At 37.2% G+C, this 20690-nt stretch carries 12 protein-coding genes and 4 pseudogenes; 8 read left to right on the top strand and 8 right to left on the bottom strand.

Features of this window, described 5'->3' with window-relative positions; all coding sequences use genetic code 11:
• Positions 1-60: 60 nt before the first annotated feature.
• From B9T35_RS16130 to B9T35_RS16110, 5 genes are all read right to left on the bottom strand, one after another.
• Positions 61-759, bottom strand: coding sequence for an SIR2 family NAD-dependent protein deacylase (locus B9T35_RS16130; protein ID WP_416202457.1), 699 nt, complete (start codon positions 757-759; stop codon positions 61-63).
• 41 nt (positions 760-800) lie between these two features.
• Positions 801-1136, bottom strand: a complete 336-nt coding sequence (locus tag B9T35_RS16125; RefSeq protein WP_086192117.1) for a hypothetical protein — start codon at positions 1134-1136, stop codon at positions 801-803.
• Between the two features lie 107 nt (positions 1137-1243).
• Positions 1244-2542 (bottom strand): MFS transporter, encoded by a 1299-nt coding sequence (locus B9T35_RS16120; RefSeq protein ID WP_086192116.1) that lies wholly within the window; start codon positions 2540-2542, stop codon positions 1244-1246.
• Positions 2543-2984: 442 nt separating this feature from the next.
• Positions 2985-3896, bottom strand: coding sequence for an alpha/beta fold hydrolase (locus B9T35_RS16115; RefSeq protein WP_086192115.1), 912 nt, complete (start codon positions 3894-3896; stop codon positions 2985-2987).
• 14 nt (positions 3897-3910) lie between these two features.
• Complete coding sequence (locus B9T35_RS16110; protein WP_086192155.1) at positions 3911-4456, bottom strand: PadR family transcriptional regulator; 546 nt, start codon at positions 4454-4456, stop codon at positions 3911-3913.
• A gap of 163 nt (positions 4457-4619) precedes the next feature.
• Between B9T35_RS16110 and B9T35_RS16105 the strand changes: the two genes are divergently transcribed.
• From B9T35_RS16105 to B9T35_RS16095, 3 genes are all read left to right on the top strand, one after another.
• Entirely contained in the window at positions 4620-6644 is a 2025-nt protein-coding gene (locus B9T35_RS16105; protein WP_086192114.1) for an NADPH-dependent 2,4-dienoyl-CoA reductase, read from the top strand.
• Between the two features lie 216 nt (positions 6645-6860).
• Positions 6861-7268, top strand: a complete 408-nt coding sequence (locus tag B9T35_RS16100; protein ID WP_086192113.1) for a nuclear transport factor 2 family protein — start codon at positions 6861-6863, stop codon at positions 7266-7268.
• An 84-nt stretch (positions 7269-7352) separates the two neighbouring features.
• Positions 7353-8438 (top strand): YheT family hydrolase, encoded by a 1086-nt coding sequence (locus B9T35_RS16095; protein WP_086192112.1) that lies wholly within the window; start codon positions 7353-7355, stop codon positions 8436-8438.
• A gap of 88 nt (positions 8439-8526) precedes the next feature.
• On the opposite strand, the pseudogene B9T35_RS16090 reads toward B9T35_RS16095, so the two are convergent.
• Positions 8527-8931, bottom strand: a pseudogene (locus tag B9T35_RS16090) (metal-dependent hydrolase); the annotation flags it as partial.
• Positions 8932-9099: 168 nt separating this feature from the next.
• Between B9T35_RS16090 and B9T35_RS16085 the strand changes: the two are divergent.
• Positions 9100-9531: pseudogene (locus B9T35_RS16085) on the top strand (integrase); the annotation flags it as partial.
• A gap of 5 nt (positions 9532-9536) precedes the next feature.
• On the opposite strand, the pseudogene B9T35_RS16080 reads toward B9T35_RS16085, so the two are convergent.
• A pseudogene (locus tag B9T35_RS16080) lies at positions 9537-10656 on the bottom strand (IS3 family transposase).
• 885 nt (positions 10657-11541) lie between these two features.
• On the opposite strand from B9T35_RS16080, the gene B9T35_RS16075 reads away from it, so the two are divergent.
• From B9T35_RS16075 to B9T35_RS16060, 4 genes are all read left to right on the top strand, one after another.
• Complete coding sequence (locus tag B9T35_RS16075; protein ID WP_086192110.1) at positions 11542-11760, top strand: hypothetical protein; 219 nt, start codon at positions 11542-11544, stop codon at positions 11758-11760.
• 90 nt (positions 11761-11850) lie between these two features.
• On the top strand, positions 11851-15042 hold the full coding sequence (locus B9T35_RS16070) for a type VI secretion system Vgr family protein (RefSeq protein ID WP_086192109.1): 3192 nt from the start codon (positions 11851-11853) through the stop codon (positions 15040-15042).
• A gap of 18 nt (positions 15043-15060) precedes the next feature.
• Entirely contained in the window at positions 15061-20037 is a 4977-nt protein-coding gene (locus B9T35_RS16065; protein WP_086192108.1) for an RHS repeat-associated core domain-containing protein, read from the top strand.
• A gap of 2 nt (positions 20038-20039) precedes the next feature.
• Positions 20040-20396: a hypothetical protein gene (locus B9T35_RS16060; protein ID WP_086192107.1), complete on the top strand. Its 357-nt coding sequence runs from the start codon at positions 20040-20042 to the stop codon at positions 20394-20396.
• A gap of 87 nt (positions 20397-20483) precedes the next feature.
• Here the strand turns inward: B9T35_RS16060 and B9T35_RS16055 are convergent.
• Positions 20484-20690: pseudogene (locus B9T35_RS16055) on the bottom strand (IS5/IS1182 family transposase); the annotation flags it as partial.

The raw sequence follows: 20690 nt of genomic DNA, 5'->3' as shown, positions 1-20690 counted from the left end.
CCTTCATCCTAACCTTCTCCCAGAGGGGGGAGGAAAATTCAATTTTATTTAAGGTAAAGCTTAAGTAATAAATTGAGTATAAAGCTGTTGCATCCCATCTGTTGCATTCATTTTTAAACATTCATATTGATGGGGAACACGTTGGTAGGATGCTTGAGGATCAATATAAAAAGCCTGACAGCTTGTAGGAATTTCATGAATCAGGCCTGCAACAGGGTAAACGCTGAGTGTTGAACCAATCACAATAAAAAGATCAGCTTCTTGAATGATGCTAATGGCTTGTTCATAAGCAGGCACAGCTTCACCAAACCAGACCACATGTGGGCGTAACGGATAACCAGCAGGGCATTTATCTTTTTCTAAATAAAGTTCTGAACCTTGAATGGGATAAAACTCTGTCGAATATTGAGCATTGGGCGCTGAACTTTTAGCAAGGCGAATGTTGCCATGTAAATGAAATACATGATGGCTACCTGCTCGTTCATGTAAATCGTCTATATTCTGCGTAATCACATGCACATCAAAATGTTGCTCTAAAGAGGCAATAATGTCATGCGCTTCATTGGGTTGAGCATCTAATATATTTTTACGGCGTTCATTATAAAAGCGTTGTACTAACTCAGGGTCTTTAGCCCAAGCTTCTGGAGTTGCCACATCTTGAATATCATAATTCTCCCATAAGCCATTGCTGTCTCGGAAAGTGCTAATTCCACTTTCTGCGCTCATTCCTGCACCTGAGAATACGACTAATTTTTTCATAACTTTCATAGGATTTATTCTTAATTAAAATATCGATTTTTTTATTTTATAAATTTGATCTGTTTAATAAAGTATAAAGTTTCATTTGCACCAGGACCAGCAATTCGATCGCGGTTGTTTTCAAATTTGATTTCAGCCATTACTTTTTTACCGATATATTTTTGTTTTAAAGTTTCACTTTGAGATTCCTCATCGTATTCAAACCAATCTCCACATTTTTGATCACAATACACATGATATTCCTTGCCTTTGTTATTTTTCAGACCTAGGCCTAGGTCATCAATTCCGCCACCATTCAGGACAGTGTAAGTTTGTGGTTTAGCAAATGAAACACTACTCAATGAACATAAAAATAAAATAGGGATCAGTTTTTTCATGAATTTCTCATTATTGATTTTTGAATGTCGCTTTTAATAACTTTAAATGAAAGTGAGATAAATAAAAAGGTTTGCATTAAGCAAACCTTTTAGTCACAGCTTATTGATTAAAGATCATGATGCAAATATTTAGGCTGTTTCGGTAATTTCATACTACACAGGAAGCAGATAATCAGCATGATAATGACATACACGAAGAAGGTATTCTCATGTCCCATTCCTTTAAATTGCAATGCAACTGCAGGGGCAGAACCACCGAAAATTGCATTACCAACAGCATAAGCAAAACCAACACCTAAAGCACGAATATGTGGTGGAAACATTTCGGCTTTCACCAATCCACTGATCGAGGTATAGAAACTGAGTAGCATCATTAAAAAGATCAGTAATAAAGTCACAATAATCGCTGAATAACTAAAATGACGCATTGCAATGACCATTACTGGATAGATAAATACAGCACAACTTGCACTAAACCACATCATCGATGCACGGCGTCCAATCCGATCGGACAACATTCCAAATAACGGTTGAGCACACATGAATACGAATAAGGCAATGGTCATCATATAACCAGCGATTCTGTCACTGAAACCTAAACTGGTAATATAAGTTTTTGAATATACGGTCAGTACATAGAACGTGAGTGAACCTGCTGAGGTATAACCAACGACCAGTAAGAATGTTTTCCAGTTATTTCGAAATAGTTCTTTTAAACTTCCAGATTCTTCTTTTTTACTGTCATCTTTAGACAAGGTTTCTTTTAAATGACGACGGGCAAAGAAAGACAAAATGGCAACGACACCCCCAATAATGAAAGGAATACGCCATCCTCCATTCATTAATTCTTCTTTACTCATGAATGCGAGCATGATCACACCGAGTAAGCTTGCCAGTAATTGACCACCTGAGAGCGTGACATATTGAAAAGAAGAGTAAAACCCACGTTCTCCTTTTAATGCAACCTCACTCATATAAGTGGCAACTGTTCCATATTCACCACCGACAGATAAACCTTGCAGTAAGCGAACAGCTAATAATAAAAAGGGTGCGAGCATTCCGACTTGATCATAAGTAGGTAAAGCTGCAAATAAAAATGAACTAATTGCCATGAGTGTAATGGAAATGATCATGGATTTTTTACGTCCATAAGTATCTCCAATCCAACCAAACAGCCAACTTCCCAATGGACGCATAAAAAAGCTTGCGGCAAAAACACCCCATACATAAATTGCTTTTGCAGATTCACTCATATCTGGAGCGGTTAAAGCATGTTGGAAATAAATGGCAAAGGCTGCATAGATATAGAAGTCAAACCATTCAACCAGATTACCTGATGCTGCGCCAACAATCGCCATGACACGATTACGTTTTTCATGGGGATGATAGGTATGTGCTTCGTTCATAGATATTCCTTATCTGATCATTTTAATTATTGAAAAAATAATGTTAATAATCAGTTTAAAAGGATGCTGTATTACATAATTGAAAAAGTACAAAAACTAAACGAATTGTATCTATTTATAGATAAAAAGTTAGCTTTAATCATCTTGTTAAAAGCATTGAAATATGCAAAATTTAAAGAATTAATACTAAAAATATAACATTTATTCTGCTTGATAAGCTTATTTTATCTCTTTGTGATTTTTTGTGTAAATTAATAGGTATGCAGAATAATCAAATTATGACGTTTTAAATAGATATTTTGCATCAATATTCACAAAAATTTTTTCCCATTAAGAAGATAGTTTTTTTTCACTTGAATGTAAAGAATTCAATTTTTTTAGATTGGATTTCTTATAATTTTTTTAATCGTAGATCTCTGAGAGAAGAGACCTACAGTCATATTTATATTGCTTGTTTTAGAAACTGTTGAATTTCTTTGCTAAATTTAACAGGCTCAGTAATGAGTGGCGTATGTCCAGAGCGTTTAAAAATAATAGTATTGGCATTTTTTAAACGTGAAGAAATTTGTTTTTGACCTTCAGATGGATACAACGTTGATTGTTCTCCAATAAAAAATGTGGTTGCACAATCCAGTTCTGAAATCGCATCTCGGTAGTCTTCATCATGGTTGAGATAGTTATCAATATACCAAGTTAAATAATCCAAGCGACGAATTGGTAAGATGTGTTTCTGCAATTGTGGATGTTTTAATGCGAGATTGAATATAAATGGGCTGAATTTATTACTGCCTTGGATTTTGATGAAACTTAACCAAATTTGAACCAGTTGATTACGTGGCTCAAGTGGTAAATCATCAACAAAACGATATTCAACATATTGATGTAAAAATTTTGAAAGGTCTTGTAAAAGTCGTTTGAATTTATAATGTTTTTTGCCAAATAATCCAAACTGCCAAGATTCATCTGTTGGGATTTTTGGCGTTTGATCTATATTTAAATAGGCTTTTAATTTTTCACGCAAATTTCCATATTGCATACCATGCATTGCTGTCGTTGCACCCATAGAATAAGCAATAAGCATAAACTGGTCGAGCTGTAATTGAGTAATTAGTGAATCTACATCACGCCAATGGTTTTGAATGGCATCTAGTTCTTGCGGAATTTTACAATTTTTTGAACCACCAAAACCACGCCAGTCTGGAATAATAAATTTATAATGTTTTATATTCTGAAAAATAAAAGGAAGCCATTGCCAACTTTGCATGCCTAATCCTGAAAGGACTAAAACAGGTTCACCGTGCCCAATTTCACGGACAAATAGTTTTTCACCATCAGGCATTGTATAAAACGGCATATATGTACCTATTCTTATTGCTGTTGTGCAAATTTTTGCAGTTGAGGGATGACTTTTTCGAGCCATTGAATCCACCCAAGTTCCAAGTCTATACCCAATTGTAGAATCATTTTGTGAATATATAATGTTCTATCATTATCGTCTGAATGTTCAAAGTCTTTGCTGAATATGTGTTGATAGATTTCTAAGTTTTCTTTGTGTAATTCTAAATGACGTTCAAGTTCAGGTAAAACAGAATTTCCACCCAATTGCGCTTCAGCACGTAAACGCACCATAATTTCTTCCCGCAGTTGAGCAGGTTGTCCTTGTTTAACCATCCAGTCCGCAAGTTCTATACGACCCAATTGTTCAACTTGATAGGTTTTTTTACGTCCCGTGTTTTGGGCATCCTCTAAAGTTGAAATCCATCCTTTTTTTTGCATACCACTGAGTTCACGATATATTTGTTGATGTGTTGCATTCCAAAAGAAACCCATTGAACGATCAAAACGACGTGCCAATTCAAACCCTGTACTTGGTTTTTCAATTAGACTGGTCAATAAAACATGGGCTAATGACATTTCAGTAATATTTCGCAAATAAAATGGATGTAAACTCATTATGCAACATGTTGCATAAAAATTAAATATCGATTATAAATATCGCATCATCTATGCAACAAGTTGCATTAAATTTATTTAATAGTAAAAATTATTGCCAGCCAAAAGCAAGCAGGGAGTTTTCATGTCACATTATCCGCATTTACTTGCACCTTTAGATTTAGGCTTCACTACATTAAAAAACCGCGTATTGATGGGTTCTATGCACGTTGGGCTTGAAGAAGTTCAAGGTGGATATGAGCGCATGGCGGCTTTTTATGCTGAACGTGCTACAGGTGGTGTGGGTTTAATCGTGACAGGAGGTATTTCACCGAATGATCATGGTGTAACTTTTATAGGTGGTTCTAAATTAGACACTTTAGAAGAAGCTGAAAAACATAAAATCATTACGCAAGCTGTGCATGATGCAGGCGGCAAAATTGCACTGCAAATTCTACATACAGGTCGTTATTCTTATCAGGCTGTCAATGTTGCGCCATCAGCTATTCAAGCACCCATTAACCCAACTAAACCCCATGCTCTAACGTCTGCAGAAGTTCAGCAAACCATTGCTGACTTTGTTAATTGCGCAAAATTATCGCAAATCGCAGGTTATGATGGCGTTGAAATCATGGGTTCGGAAGGTTATCTGATCAATGAATTCATTGCTGCTCGTACTAATCACCGTGATGATGAATGGGGTGGAAGCTATGAAAACCGTATTCGTTTGCCCATTGAAATTGTAAAACGCACCCGTCAAGAAGTCGGTGAAAATTTCATTATTATCTATCGTCTTTCGATGTTGGATTTAGTTGAAGGTGGTTCAACACTGGAAGAAGTAATTCATCTTGCTAAAGAAATTGAAAAAGCGGGTGCAACCATTATCAATACAGGGATTGGTTGGCATGAAGCACGTATTCCAACCATTGCAACCAAAGTACCTCGCGCTGCATTTACATGGGTGACTAAAAAATTAAAAGGTTCTGTAAAAGTTCCTTTAATTACTTCAAACCGTATTAATACACCTGAAATGGCCGAACATGTATTGGCTCAGGGTGATGCAGATATGATTTCAATGGCTCGTCCAATGTTGGCAGATTCTCACTTTGTGGTGAAAGCTGAACAAGGGCGTGCGGATGAGATTAATACTTGTATTGGATGTAATCAAGCGTGTTTAGATCATATTTTCTCTATGCAAATTGCAACATGTTTAGTTAATCCGCGTGCATGTTATGAAACTGAACTGATTTTTAAAGAAACTTCGACTGCTAAAAATATTGCGGTGATTGGTGCAGGTCCTGCAGGCTTAAGTTTTGCGACTTATGCGGCTGATCGTGGTCATAAAGTTACCCTGTATGAAGCATCGAATCAGATTGGTGGTCAATTTAATATTGCCAAAACCATTCCAGGTAAAGAAGAATTCTACGAAACATTACGCTATTTCAAACGCAAAATTGAATTACAACCAAATATCAAGTTAGTACTGAATCATGCTGCAACCTATGAAGAATTAAGCCAAGCAAATTTTGATGACATCGTTGTTGCAACAGGGGTTACGCCACGCCATTTAGAGATTGAAGGGATTGATCATCCAAAAGTGCTGTCTTATATCGAAGTTCTGCGTGATCGTAAACCTGTCGGGGAAAAAGTTGCTGTGATTGGTGCAGGTGGTATTGGTTTTGATACGGCTGAATATTTATCACATGAAGGTGAAAGTGGCAGTTTGAACCCTGAAAAATTCTATGATGAATGGGGTATTGATACGACTTATGAACATGTTGGCGGTTTAAAGAAACCTGAAGTTGAACAATCTGTACGCGAAATTTATCTATTACAACGTAAAGCATCTTCGGTTGGAGCTGGTTTAGGTAAAACCACAGGTTGGATTCACCGTACAGGTTTAAAACATCGTCATGTCAATATGATTCCGGGTGCAAGCTACGACAAAATTGATGATCAAGGTTTACATATTACTGTTCAAGATAAACCTATGGTTTTAGACGTGGATAATGTGGTGATTTGCGCAGGGCAAGAACCATTTACCGCGATGTTCGATCAATTAAAAGCAGATGGCAAAAATGTACATTTGATTGGTGGCGCAAAAGAAGCAGGAGAGTTGGATGCAAAGCGTGCAATTCGTCAAGGTGCAGAATTAGCAGCCGTGATTTAAGTTTTAAAGATTATTTCATGAATTCCCTCTCCTTGTAGGAGAAGGTTAGGGAGAGATGTTTTTTAGCAGTTTTAAAACACTCTCTTCTTGCATGACCATTATGGTATTGCCCAATGATTTGATTCTTAATACCTCTCCCTTTTTTAAAGGGAGGTTGGGAGGGATTAAAGGGTTGAGCAAGAAATCTATTTCATTAAATACAAAAGGAATTACAAAATGAATTTTAGCGCAACGCAAAAAGCAGTTCGCCATTGGCACAATATGTTAGATACCCGTGATATGAGTATCTTGAATGAATTGCTAGCGGATGATGTGGTTTTCCGTTCACCTGTGGCTTTTAAGCCATATGAAGGAAAGCAGGTGGTTTTCTTTATCTTGAGTAATGTGATTCAGGTGTTTGAAAACTTTACTTATCACCGTGAATTTTATACAGAAGATCATCAAAGTGTGGTACTTGAATTTTCAGCAAATGTCGGTGATAAACAGCTTAAAGGCATTGATATGATTCGTTTCAACGAAGAAGGTAAAATTGTTGAATTTGAAGTAATGATTCGTTCACTCAGTGGATTACAAGCTTTGGGTGCACAAATGGGGCAGCGTATGGCTGCTTTCATGCCGAAGTAAAATTGAATGGTCATCAATTGAGGGAGTAAAAACTCCCTTCATTTTTATGCACTCATTTTTAAATTAAGTCAGAGAGATAAAAGCATGTCAGTTGTGAATAAAGTCGGAAATCTTGCTCAAAAGTTATTGGATCAGATAACAGGAGCGGAAAAACCGAAACTTTATTATGATCCGAAGGGTGATCTAAAAGATGTATTAACTCAATTGCCACAATTACAGCAGAAGTATCGACCGACACCGTGGCTGAGTAATCATCATGCACATTTATTGTACTTTGATTTAATTAAGAAAAAATCTGTAAAATTAAAATATGATCACACTGAACAACTCACTATGCAGGACGGTGGGATCACTGCAATTACTTGGTATGGTTATGATTTACCCAAAGATACACCAACGATTGTCTTGATGCATACCATTACAGGTACGCCTGACAGTATGCGTGAATTGGTGAGAGATCTAAATGCATATACGGGTTGGCGAATTGCACTGTGTTTACGCCGTGGTCATGCAGGTTTACCGATGCCTATACCACAAATGTCGGTATTTGGCTCAACCCATGATTTGAGAGAACAATTAAGCGTTATTCAGAATCATTTTCCACAGTCAGATTTATATGCAGTTGGTTCTTCGGCTGGGACTGGAGTATTGGTTCGTTACTTGGGTGAAGAGGGTGGAAATGCACCGTTTAAAGCAAGTTTTGCAATGTGTCCGGGTTATGACACAGAAAAAGGCTTTGAAAATGTGCATCCTTTTTATAGCAAAATGATGACTAAAAAACTATTTAAAGCCTTTATTTATCCTTATCAAAATACATGGAAATCTGTAGAGTCAGTACAACAAGTGCTTGCGACAAAAAATTTACAAGAATTTCAGAACAGCTATTTTGAAATGGCAGGTTATGTTGATTATGCAAGTTATAATCAGGCTGTAAATCCGATTTATGTTTTTGAAAATGTAAAAATTCCATTGATGGTTTTAAATTCAGAAGATGATCCTGTGTGTTCAATTAAAAACTTTGAACCGTATAAGCAGACTGTGCAAGGAATGCCGAATATTGTGGTGGTAACGACAAAAAAAGGCAGTCACTGCGGTTTTTATGAAGGTATTCAAACCAAGTCGTGGGCTTCAAGACTCATCGCTGATTATTTTAAAGCTTTTAATAAGTAAACATCGTCCCTAAGTATAAAAACCTTTTTAGTTTTTCTTTGATGTAGAAACTAAAAAGATTTTATATAAGAAAGTGATTCTTTATAGCTTAATGAAGTAATGGCGAATCCGATTGAGTTAATCCAATTTTGATTTTCGTTTGTTTTACCAAATCAGATTCATCTGTGTCATTTGGGTGAAAATTGAAGCGATAATAATCTAAAAATTTAGGAAGAAAAATTTTATATTCTGTTTGTGCAAATTTGCCAAATTTACGCCAAGATTTAAAATTGAATAATTGTTTATCTCGTTTCATTAATATCAAATGATAAGCCGTAGAGATTGCAGTAATTAAAATGAGGCTAAAGGTGAACAACGATACTCTTGGGATATAAGCACTTAACCCTTTCCCATATAAATATTCATATAAATCATAAGCAACAGCTTTATGCTCTGTTTCTTCTACACTGGTCATTAACTGATGAGTACTATTCATCATAGGAGCAACACTGATGCGAGGTTCTTTAGTGTTATCAATGGTTCTTTTCAGTAATCATATTAAAAAACATACCTTTACAGTGTCGCTGGTTTTGATCTATTTCGATTTTTTACGCCTCATTTCGCACTATTATTTTTGATATTTACGCCATTATAGTCTTAAGAAAACAATAAGGCGTAAATCATGGGCACAATTTTACAGCGTAAATTAGCCGATGGAACCATACGCTTTCGAGCTGAAATTAGAATAAGCCGTAAAGGGTTTGCAAATTTCAAGGAAAGTAAGACGTTTAGTTCTATGCGACTCGCTCAAAAGTGGCTTGCAATGCGTGAAGAGGAAATCGAAGAAAATCCAGATACTTTGTTAGGCAGATCGGATGTGACGAATATCACTTTGGCTAATGCCATAGACAAATATCTTGATGAAGTTGGCAATGAATGTGGTCGTACAAAAACCTATTGTCTTCGCCTCATCCAGAAATTTCGAATAGCGCAATATATTATCACAAAAATTAACCCAGCCGATATTTCAGAACATTTCGCTTTGCGTAAAGTTAGATATGCTAAATTGGATTTAAAGCCGATAGCTACAAGTACGTTGCAACATGAGTTATTGTGATCCTAGACAGTATTGTGGATGGTCGATCCCTCTAAATTCTTAAAATATTTCTGTTCAAAGGCTTCAGGACTTAACCAGCCGTTTGCAGAATTCCTTCTGATTCTATTGTAGTAAATTTCAATATATTCAAACAAGACAGCATTGGCTTCTTTTCGAGTGGCAAATACACTGCCATGTACAACATGACCTTTCAATGTATGAAAGAAGCTTTCGGTAACCGCATTATCCCAACAGTTTCCCTTACGTGACATACTTTGAACACAGCCATTCATCAATAATAGCACTTTAAAATCACGACTACAGTACTGTGAGCCTTGGTCTGAGTGGACCATAACTCCCACTGGATACCCTTGACGAGCCATTGTATAATTAAATGCATCACATACCAACTAACGGTCTATTCGATGACTGGTTTGCCAACCCACAATACGACGACTGAATAGATCCATCATCACACATAAATAAAGCCAACCTTCTTTAGTTCGGATATAGGTAATATCTATTGTCCACACTTTATTAGGTTGAATAACTGTAAATTGGCGATCCAATAAATTTCGTGCTTTAGGCAAACGATGGTTTGAGTCAGTCGTGTGCTTGTATTTACGTGCAATCTTGCTACGCAAACCGAGCTTTTGTAGCATCCTTCCAACTGTACGCTCACTCATGCAGTAACCTAAATAATGCATGCCATGTACCAATGAAGATGCACCCAATCGCGCATGATGCTACCAATATACAGCTTTTAAATCAGTATATTTTTGATTGACGTAAATCTGGCTCTTTCGTCAGACATAATAGCCTGAAGTGCTGACACCTAAGCATTTACAGGCAGAAGATACAGTGACTTTATTCGCATCCATACCTTGAATTACCGTGTACTTTTCTTGGCGTGATCTGTCAGAAAGTACACATGCGCTTTTTTAAGATATCATTGGCTTCCCTGAGCTGCTTGACTTCTTTTTCTAAGTCTAGAATACGCTGTTGTTCTGATGAAAGTTGACGCTTGCTTGAACCAACTGGATTAGCTTCGCGAATCCATTTATCTAAGGTTGAATACCCTACACCTAATTTCTGGGCGATTGAAACTACAGACTCGTGTGAGTTTGAAAGCGCATAATCAATTGCTTACTGTTTAAATTCTGGACTAAAGCGTTTAGCCATTTTTACATCTCTAAAGTTAACGTTACGTTATCTTTAGAGGGACTATGTGTCCATTATTTTGTCTAGGATCACTGTATGTGTTGAGCAGCTAAAACTTTATTTTAGAAGGTTTAAAGCCAGTTGCTCAGCAAACTTTTGATCAATGGCATCTGCCACAAAGAACATTTGCCTATGTAATATTTTTGAGTATCTAGTAGTATTTCCTTTCATGGTGTCTGTATAGCTAAACTCATCGACATTGGATGAATGGTTGAGCTCATAATTAAAGCACCCTACCAATACATTTAATTAAAGATTCACCTATGAAAAAAATACCAACTTATGAAACCGTTATTTTAAAACTATGCCTATTCTAAGCAGATCAAGCCTTTGAATTAGAATACATTGAATCCTTAAGCACAAAAAAATATTTAAAATTTCAAACAAATATTTTTCAAAAATTACTTCAAATTTTAAGCTTAGCTTGGTAAAAGGAACATTATTAACCAAGATGAAGTACCTATGCTGTTATGGCTCGAAAATATAAATTTTATCCGATAAGAACAATCAAAGATTGGGATATTTTTGAGGAATATCAAAATCAAGCGGATATTCCTCTATATAGGGCAGAATTTATGGTGAAGTGTTTGATCGGTATATTCTTATATTAACAGTTGACTTGGCGGATTATATTAAAAATAACAGTGATCTAAAAAGAACTGATCTTGCAAAAAAACTGAATGTTTCAGATATGATTAATCGTTTAAGGCAAAAATTAGGCATTCAAGGAAAAATGCATATACCTGATTATGAATGGGTCTATGCACATCAAGATGAGTTATTAAGGTCATTGCTGTTCAGGTCAATATGGCCTTGCCACAGCTCAATAAGGCTAAAGCTTATGTGCGGAAAGAACTTGGTATTATTGTTGAGATAAAACTCCCTGATTACGATTGGGTGAAACAACACCAGTTTGAACTGGAAAACCTAGAACGAAAGCAATTACAAGAACTTTTTCAAATTACCAAAGGGCAGATTAAATATCGACGAAAGCTGCTCAAACAACTGCAACAAAGTGAGACCTAAACTGTCGCTCAAATACAAAACAAAATAGACAGCAATGTGCATTATTTTGTAGAATGAGTCACAGTTTTATAACGACTATATCAATAACTCATGCCTAATAATATTTATACTGCATTAGAACAACTTGGTTTGACCGCACAAAAAAGAGCAATACATGTGCAGTTTTCAAATTCGTCTTTGAACGAACAAGTATTTTTGCAACGTATAGATGGGCAACACCAACTCAATCAAGGGCTCAGGGCAAGTTTAACTTGCCTTTCTACATCAGCAACAATTCAGTTAAAACAATTTATAGGCAGCCAAGTTGCAGTAGACAGCGTCACAGATAAAGGTGAATTAACACGTTTTACAGGCATTATTACTAAAGCTGATATTGGTGCCAGTGATGGTTCACTGACGATATATCGTCTTACAGTTGAAGATCCAACTACTTTATGGAAGCACCGCCGAAATTCGCGTGTGTTTATGAGTAAATCTGTGGTGGATATTATTCAAATAATATTTGAAGAGTGGCAAGACAAAAGCACTTTATTCGCTTCAAGTCTGACTTTAGATAAAAGTGGCTTAACCAAAGACTACGATATTCGTCCATTCATCATGCAATCCTTAGAAAGTGACTATGATTTTTTAACTCGATTAATGCGAAGTGAAGGGATCAATTGGCTCATCGATGAAGCAGCACTGACTGTTTCAGATTCATCTACACAAATTCAAGCACAAAAACTACGTTTAATTGATGATAATAACCAGTATCAAGCACTCGGACGAAAGAACATTCGTTTCCATCGTAGTAGCGCAACAGAACAAAATGATTCGATTACCAATTTTGTCGGGGAACGCTCCATCCAACCGACTGCTGTGCATGTACAACGATGGCAAGCGGATGCTTTAGAAACTGAAGAAGGTGCAGGCAGTGTTCAAAGCAAACATAGCCACAGTGAAAACTATGACAATGCCAGTCTAGGCTTAGAACAAGCATGGCACTTTTCACCTGCATGGATGCAAGATCTCAAAGGTGAAGATGGGGCAACTAAATCAGGTAATAGCCAAATTGAAAAGTTAAACCAAAACTTAAGTAACTACTACGATTCCCAGTCCAAACAATTTACAGCGAATTCCACAGTCCGTGATGCACATGTTGGCTATTGGTTTGAACTCAATGAACATCCAGAAATAGACCAGCACAGTGGTGCAGACAAAGAATTTCTGATTACCAGTAAAAATTTTTACAACCAAAATAATTTGCCAAAAGATTTAACCGATCAAGTGAATCAACTGCTACAACAGAGCAATTGGCAACAAACCCAAATTTATACCAATAACAAAGACGAACGCCAAGCCAACAATCTGACACTACAACGTCGCAACATCACCACCGTTCCAGAATACAATCCTTTAGAACATCGTCCAGCAGCGCATCCACAAAGAGCAAAGGTTGTAGGTCCAAGTGGCGAAGAAATCCATGTTGATGAATGGGGACGTATTAAAGTTCGCTTCCTATTCACCCGTAATGAAGATCACGGCCATGATGGTGGAGCAGGCTCGAACGACAATGATACCGATTCGGCATGGGTCGATGTCCTGACTCCTTGGGCAGGCGAAGGTTACGGTGCGAGATTCTTACCGAGGATTGGTGAGATTGTGGTCATCGACTTCTTTGATGGCAACATCGATCGTCCTTTTGTTGTGGGACGAATTCATGAAGCACAACGTAGTCCGACTAAATTTGATCAAAAAGGTAAATTGCCTGACACCAAAAAACTGGCGGGAATCCGTTCCAAAGAAGTCGGTGGAGCAGGCTTTGGGCAACTGCGCTTTGATGATAGCACTGGACAAATCAGTAGCCAGTTACAAAGTAGCCATGGGGCAACACAACTCAATTTAGGTAATCTCAGTCATCCTAAAGAAAATGCAGACAGTGAAGGGCGAGGCGAAGGTTTTGAACTAAGAACTGACCAATGGGGCGCAGTACGTGCAGGGCAAGGTTTACTCGTATCTACCTACAAACAAGATTCAGCCAAAGGTGAACACTTAGATGCAGAGCTTACCAAGAAACAACTTGAAGGCAGTCAGACCAATAGCAAAGCCTTAAGTGATATAGCCAAGAATCAAAAGACCGATGAGATTGAATCGGTTGAACAGCTCAAAGAATTTGCACAACAACTAGAACAAAAAATTGCCAAATTCAATAAAGCTTTACTCTTACTCAGCTCACCCGATGGCATTGCCCTAAGCACCCCTGAAGATATTCACTTATCAGCGGATGCACAGATCAATCAAATCGCAGGCGATAGCATTAACTTCAGCACGCAAAAGAACATGATTGCTCATGCTCAAAATAAACTCAGTTTATTTGCCGCCCAAGGTGGCATTAAAGCGATTGCTGCCCAAGGGAAAGTTGAAGTTCAGGCACAGTCAGATGCTTTAGATATCTTTGCGAAACTGGGGATTAAAATTAGCTCGACCGAAGATCGGATTGAAATCAGTAGTCCCAAAGAGGTGGTGATTACAGGTGCGTCATCACAGCTTACCTTAAATGGTTCGGGAATCTTTCCGAAGACCGGGGGTAAATTCCAAGTCAATGCAGGACAACATATATTCCAAGGTGGTGCGAGTGCAAGTACCAGTTCAAGCTTACCGCCACCGCCAAAACGAGGACAAGGTGTTTTAGAGCTTTTACATGACTATAGTCATGGTGAGTTTGTTAAACAGGGTGGATATACCGTTGTTGATGCATTAGGAAAACAATTTCAAGGGCAATTGGATGAAAAGGGATTTGTTCGAGTATCAGGATTAGCTACAGGTGCAGCCAAAGTCACTTTTGATGATGATAAGCGTAATCCTTGGGATGAAGCGAGTGATTTTAAACGGCCTCCAATGTGGCCAAGCGAAAATGACGCAGAAGCACAGAGTTTATTAGGAAAAGCTGAATCAGCATTGAAAGGTGCTGTTACTGATGCGAAAAAAGCATTAGGTCAAGCATTTACTAGCCCTTCTTCTATTATGAAAACACTGGAAACGGCTAAACAATTGAAGGAAGGTGGAGCGAAAGCATTATTGCCCATGTTGCAGCAAGGCGTTGAATCACAGTTGACCAGCCAAATATCAAACTTTGTCCCTAAAGCTTTGGGGCACAATCCACTTGGACAAAATACAGTGAGTGGTATTAACGGAATGATTCAAACTCCACATTTTATTAATCCTTTACGTGAAAACAATACTTTAGCAAATACGACATCAATATATCGTCCTTCGAATGCGATGAATTTTACTTCTAAATAAGATTAGAGAATTATAAAAATGGCGACGACACCTCAGAAAACGACAAATAAAGCAGCAGCAAAACCAAGTGTTAGAACCAATACAGGGCAAAAAGCTGTTACTCCTTTAAATAAAATGAATATTGCGGATGTAAAAGCGGGTGTCGCCAAAATTGATAAATGGTTATTAGCACATACAGGTAATTATGTCAGTCTGTCGACATTAAAAAATGTAGCGAGTGCTGTTCCTGTTGTTGGTAATATTTTTGCTGTGGTGGATGTAGCTTATGATGTTGTTGATATTAGTAAGAAGCCATCCCCAGGGTTTTTCGATTGGGTGAATCTTGGGCTCGATTTAGTGGGTGTTGTGCCTATTCCGCCAAATATGGCAGCTATGCGAATGAGTATGCGCCCGGGTTTAAATTTGGTGATACAAAATTTAAAGCAAGGTGTTAAGCATGAAATTTCCGATACGATTATTGTTATTCTAACCGACCATTTAAATGAACAACTCGCTGGAGAGCTTGATCAATTTGCTGCAAAAGCTCAACCTTTAATTAAAGACATGTTGCAAAAGTGTGGTAATAAAGTCAGTGAGATTAGTAATAGTTTTACAACAGGATTTACTAAAATATTAAGTGGGCAGCTTTTTAGCTCTGCTGGCAATATAAAACAAGCACAAAAAAGTATATCAAAAGTAAGTGCAGATGCCTTGGTACGTGATCCGAGGAAGACATTAGGTAATTTATGGGATGCCACAGTCAATGTGGCGAAAGCAGGAACAAAAGAATATTTAAATACTGGTGCGAAAGTAGTATCTGCTGTTGTTCCTGAATCTGCTAAAAAACCAATGTTAGTGGTCGTTGGTGATATTCGAAAATTTGGACAAAAGGCACCACAATATTTACTTGTATTGGCAGATCCTGCAAAAGCAATGAGTATTGCGTGGCTATTAAATGTTTTATTTCAAGCGGTAAAGAAGTTTAAGTTAAAGAAAAAAGCCACAGCAAGTATTAAACAAAATCAAGTGACGGAAAAGAAGAAACAAAGACCAAGTGGTGAATTAGAAAAGACCAATACGCAAGCAAAAGCAAAAAGTAATCCGAACGAAGAATTGTGTCCAGTAAACTTAGGCGGAGGAAAAGCCAAAGCAGGGACTAAAAAACATATTACCTATGCGATGGGTACAGAATGTTTAACCCATCAAGATGCTGTTGTTTCATCTATTCAAAGTTTTATATTAAATAGAAAATATGCCTCGAATTTATATCAATTAGATCAAGGCGAGTTCGGAGCACGATGGTTAACACCATTTACCACGCGAATTGTGCCGCAAAGTGAATATATTGAAGAAACAGAAGACAAAGCAGGATACTTTAAAAGTTTAAGTGGATTGGAATATATTGGTTCAGATGCCCGCCCAATTAAATTGCCACAGCTAAAAGTGGGCGAAAGTTTTCATAATCAAACAGAAGACTTTTATTACACTATAGTTTCTGACAAAGTTCAGATGATTTCATATAACAAAGAAGAAAAACATTTATTTGAAAAATATAAAGATAGCTACCGCTTATCAACGATTGAATACAAAAATGGTATCACCATTGCAGTACGCTATGATCATCTTTTTGAAGACCACACTTTTATTTCCGATGTCATTATTAAAGAAAAGCAAAAACAACTCGTACATGTCGCTTTTCAAGTTAATCCACAAGGACGAATTGAAGATGTTTGGTTAGTTGAAAAGGGACAACTTGCACGTCCATTGGCCAGCTATAACTACAATGAAAAAGGTGATTTGGTTGAAGCCATTACAGAAAATGGTGCCAGTTATCGCTACGAATATAATCATCACTTGCTTACACACTACACCGATCTGACCCATCGCGGAATCAACATTGAGTATGATGGCGTTGAACCAACATCTAAGGCTTATCATGAGTGGGCTGATGATGGTAGTTCAGATACGACTTTGGCTTGGGATGATAATATCCGCTTGACCTACGTCACAGATGCCTATGGTGAAGAAACGTGGTACTACTACGATATTGATGGCTATACTTATCGTATTGTTTATCCAGATGGATTAGAAGAATGGTTCTTCCGTGATGATTTTGCACGTGTCACCAAACATGTTGATACGGACGCTGCGGTTACTATTTACTTTTATGATGAAAATGGAAACATCATTGAAGTCATACAGCCAGATGGCTCAACATTACATTATGCCTATGATGAAAAACGGCAGCTCACAGGAATGGTTGATGCTGAACAAGGACGCTGGTTTAAAGAATATGATGGGCAAGGCAATATCATAAAAGAAAAAGACCCACTCAAACGAGAAACTGAATATAGTTATAATACTTTAGGCTTACTGACCTCAATTAAAGATGCAAAAGGTGGTTCAAAGTCATTAACATATGATGATCAAGGCAATTTGATTAGCTATACCGACTGTTCAGGCAAAGAAACAAAATGGCAATACGACAACAAAGGTCGTGTTATATCGGTAGAAAATGCTTTAAAACAAAAAGTTGAATACTTCTATAGCGATCTGACCACAGAAAAGCGTAAACCTGTCATCAAGGGCTTGCCACTCAACGCCTTTGGTCAACTGGAAAAAATCAAACATGCAGATGGTGCAGAAGAACACTTTATTCATGATGCAGAAGGGCGTTTACTGGTTCATGTTGACCCCAAACAGCAAATCACCCAATACGAATATGATGTAGCAGGCTTAATTGCATCACGTACTGATGCCTTAAACCATAAATTGAAATATCAATGGGATAAGCTGAATCGCCTTAAGCGCTTAACCAATGAAAATGGCGCGAGTTATGAATTTTTCTATGATATTGCTAGTCGTTTAATCAAAGAAATTGATTTTGATGGCAAAGAAACCCTTTATAAGTACGATACAACAGATGGTAATTTAACAAATAGCATTGAAGTCGCATCTGCTTATGGTCAAGATTTAAAAGACCGCGCAGCCCCGAAAGATCGTATCCAACAATTCCTCTTTGATAGTATGGGCCGTTTAGAACAACGTACCGCAGGTTATGGCTATGTTGAACAAGATTTAGAACAACAACAGATTGAAGAATTTGCCTATGACAGCAATGGCAATATCATTCAAGCCAAAAATTCTGACAGCAATTTACAGTGGTATTACGATGCAGCAGGTAATTTAATTCGAGAACATCATCAAGACTATAAAACCAATAATACAGCGGTGTGGAAACACAGTTATGATGAAATTAATGACCGTATTAAAACCATTCGTCCAGATGGACAAAATATCGATTGGCTGACCTATGGCAGTGGTCATGTTCAAAGCTTGATTTTAAACGCTCAAGATGTGGTGAGCTTTGAACGAGATGATTTACATCGGGAAATAGGTCGTCACTATGCCAATGGAATAAGCCAAGAACAACACTATGATGAAGTGGGGCGTTTAACCCAACAAAATATTGTGAATGGTCATGAGTTTGGCTATCCATCAAATGGGCAAACTAATCAAAAAAACCAACCTCAAAACAATGCTATTCAAGATACCCAACAATTGATTCAGCGTTTATATCAGTACGATAAAACAGGTCAGCTTATTCATATTCAAGATACACGACGTGGTGATATTCAATATAAATATGACCCTGTAGGACGCTTACTTGAAGCGAATAGTAAACTGGGTAAAGAGACGTTTAATTTTGACCCTGCCAGTAACATCATTGACCGCTATAACACCTCAAAAGAACAAAGCCATCAGCAAACGGCTGAAGAAAAAGGTTATGGCTATAATCGTTTAGTTAATAATGTCGTTAAAGAATACCTAGACCAACAATATCAATATGATGCTTATGGTCAGCTCATTCGACAAAAATCAACTAAAGGTGATTTACACCTTGAATGGGATGCGTGTGGACGACTGATCAAAAGTCGAAATACAAAATATACAGCTGAATACCGTTATGATGCTTTAGGACGACGAATTCAAAAGCGAAGTAAACACCACCATACAGGTGATGAGCAGAATGTGATTTATGGGTGGGAAGGCAATACCTTAGCCTATGAATCGAATGATGAAACAACCAAACATTATGTTTATGAGAAAGGTTCTTTCATTCCTTTACTTCAAGCGGTCTATGCAGAAAAAATAGAATTACACCAAAGTCCAGATTGGTCAGATAAACCCTATAGTTTACAACGAGACCCATTGTGGAAAACCAGCAAGAAAGCAAAAGACTGGGATGATGTTTGGTTCTATCATTGTGACCACTTAGGTACGCCACAGGAAATGAGCGATCATGCAGGTGCGATCATTTGGAAAGCTGAATATAAGGCTTGGGGTGAGCTCGTGTCAGCAAAGCAACGCTTTGCACGAGTGCAAGACGAGAGCTATGCTCGAAGTGGTGAGGCAGAAAAAGCGAAGTCGAATTTCTTTGAAAATAGTGAAATCATCAGTAATAATATTCGTTTCCAAGGTCAATATTTTGACCAAGAAACAGGGCTTCACTATAACTGCTACCGCTATTACTCACCATATGTAGGGCGTTTCATTTCTAAAGACCCGATTGGGCTTTTGGGTGGTCATAATGTTTATGCTTATGCGCCGAATCCAGTTTATTGGATAGATCCATTAGGACTTACAAAAAAGTCAGATAGCACAGGAGCATATAAAGATGTTGGTGGCCATCATGTACATGCAAAAGCAGGGTTCAAAAATGACGAAAATTATAAACAATTAGTTGGAAAAATGTATAGTTTGGGTAATGATTGGATGGATGATAATGGAATAGATCATGCTAAAATAACACAATGCCAACGTAGAAAATTCAAAGAATTAGAGACATCACCTTGTTTGAAAAATACAATGAAAGAACACACTAAAATTGCAGTGGATTGTTTAGTTGAGGGAGGGGCTGATGAAAAATCGGCTAGAAGCTTAGCAGCAAAGAGTTTGTTAGAGTTAAGAAAGGCAAACGTAACACAGCCTAATCATATACCTTGGAGTAAATAATAATGTCAGATAATAATACTTTAGATCAATTTGGTAATGAGTTTATAAACAATGCTAGGGATAGAACTTTAAAAATTTATGAAAAAATAAAAAAAAATGAAATGAAATCTAAGGATAAACTGATTCTGAGTGAAAAAATAAATAATTTGAGTATTGATGAAAAATTAGTATTAGATGAAGTTGTTTATGAAATAGTTGATTTAGTTTTATTTAATACTCTCAATTTTTTAGAGGAAAGCACTCAAATTGAATTTGAGAATACAAATCTAAATGAGTTAACCGATGGATTAGCAGGTGAGTTATATTCTGAGGATGGATGGATTCATAAGTATAGTACATATAAGGCATCTGAAAAATAGAGTGGAAGGGCTTTGTTGCACAAAGATTTTAAAAGGGCTTTGTTGCACAAAGATTTTAAAAGTAGAACTCCCCTAAGCGACTCAAATTTAAGTGACAACTTGGGTATGAGGGCGACCTAATTCCGTGAATTTATTCAAGACTGCTACACGTGCATGAATCTCATTCACCTGACTAGGGAAACTCCTTGATGTTAATTTATCTCCCAATAATTTGATGCAATGCATCTTGGTTTCAACCAAGCTTCGGCGGTGATAACCAGACCATTTTTTCCATAGTGTCCTGCCTAAACGTTT

Origin of the sequence: Acinetobacter sp. ANC 3832, from assembly GCF_002135415.1 — a bacterium.
GTDB lineage: Bacteria > Pseudomonadota > Gammaproteobacteria > Pseudomonadales > Moraxellaceae > Acinetobacter.
This window is presented reverse-complemented; position numbering and strand designations above follow the sequence as displayed.

Bases quoted from the DNA above. Each gene is read 5' to 3' on its own strand.
- B9T35_RS16130 (WP_416202457.1), bottom strand. From the start codon at position 759: ATGAAAAAATTAGTCGTATTCTCAGGTGCAGGAATGAGCGCAGAAAGT.
- B9T35_RS16125 (WP_086192117.1), bottom strand. From the start codon at position 1,136: ATGAAAAAACTGATCCCTATTTTATTTTTATGTTCATTGAGTAGTGTT.
- B9T35_RS16120 (WP_086192116.1), bottom strand. From the start codon at position 2,542: ATGAACGAAGCACATACCTATCATCCCCATGAAAAACGTAATCGTGTC.
- B9T35_RS16115 (WP_086192115.1), bottom strand. From the start codon at position 3,896: ATGCCGTTTTATACAATGCCTGATGGTGAAAAACTATTTGTCCGTGAA.
- B9T35_RS16110 (WP_086192155.1), bottom strand. From the start codon at position 4,456: ATGTCATTAGCCCATGTTTTATTGACCAGTCTAATTGAAAAACCAAGT.
- B9T35_RS16105 (WP_086192114.1), top strand. From the start codon at position 4,620: ATGTCACATTATCCGCATTTACTTGCACCTTTAGATTTAGGCTTCACT.
- B9T35_RS16100 (WP_086192113.1), top strand. From the start codon at position 6,861: ATGAATTTTAGCGCAACGCAAAAAGCAGTTCGCCATTGGCACAATATG.
- B9T35_RS16095 (WP_086192112.1), top strand. From the start codon at position 7,353: ATGTCAGTTGTGAATAAAGTCGGAAATCTTGCTCAAAAGTTATTGGAT.
- B9T35_RS16075 (WP_086192110.1), top strand. From the start codon at position 11,542: ATGGCCTTGCCACAGCTCAATAAGGCTAAAGCTTATGTGCGGAAAGAA.
- B9T35_RS16070 (WP_086192109.1), top strand. From the start codon at position 11,851: ATGCCTAATAATATTTATACTGCATTAGAACAACTTGGTTTGACCGCA.
- B9T35_RS16065 (WP_086192108.1), top strand. From the start codon at position 15,061: ATGGCGACGACACCTCAGAAAACGACAAATAAAGCAGCAGCAAAACCA.
- B9T35_RS16060 (WP_086192107.1), top strand. From the start codon at position 20,040: ATGTCAGATAATAATACTTTAGATCAATTTGGTAATGAGTTTATAAAC.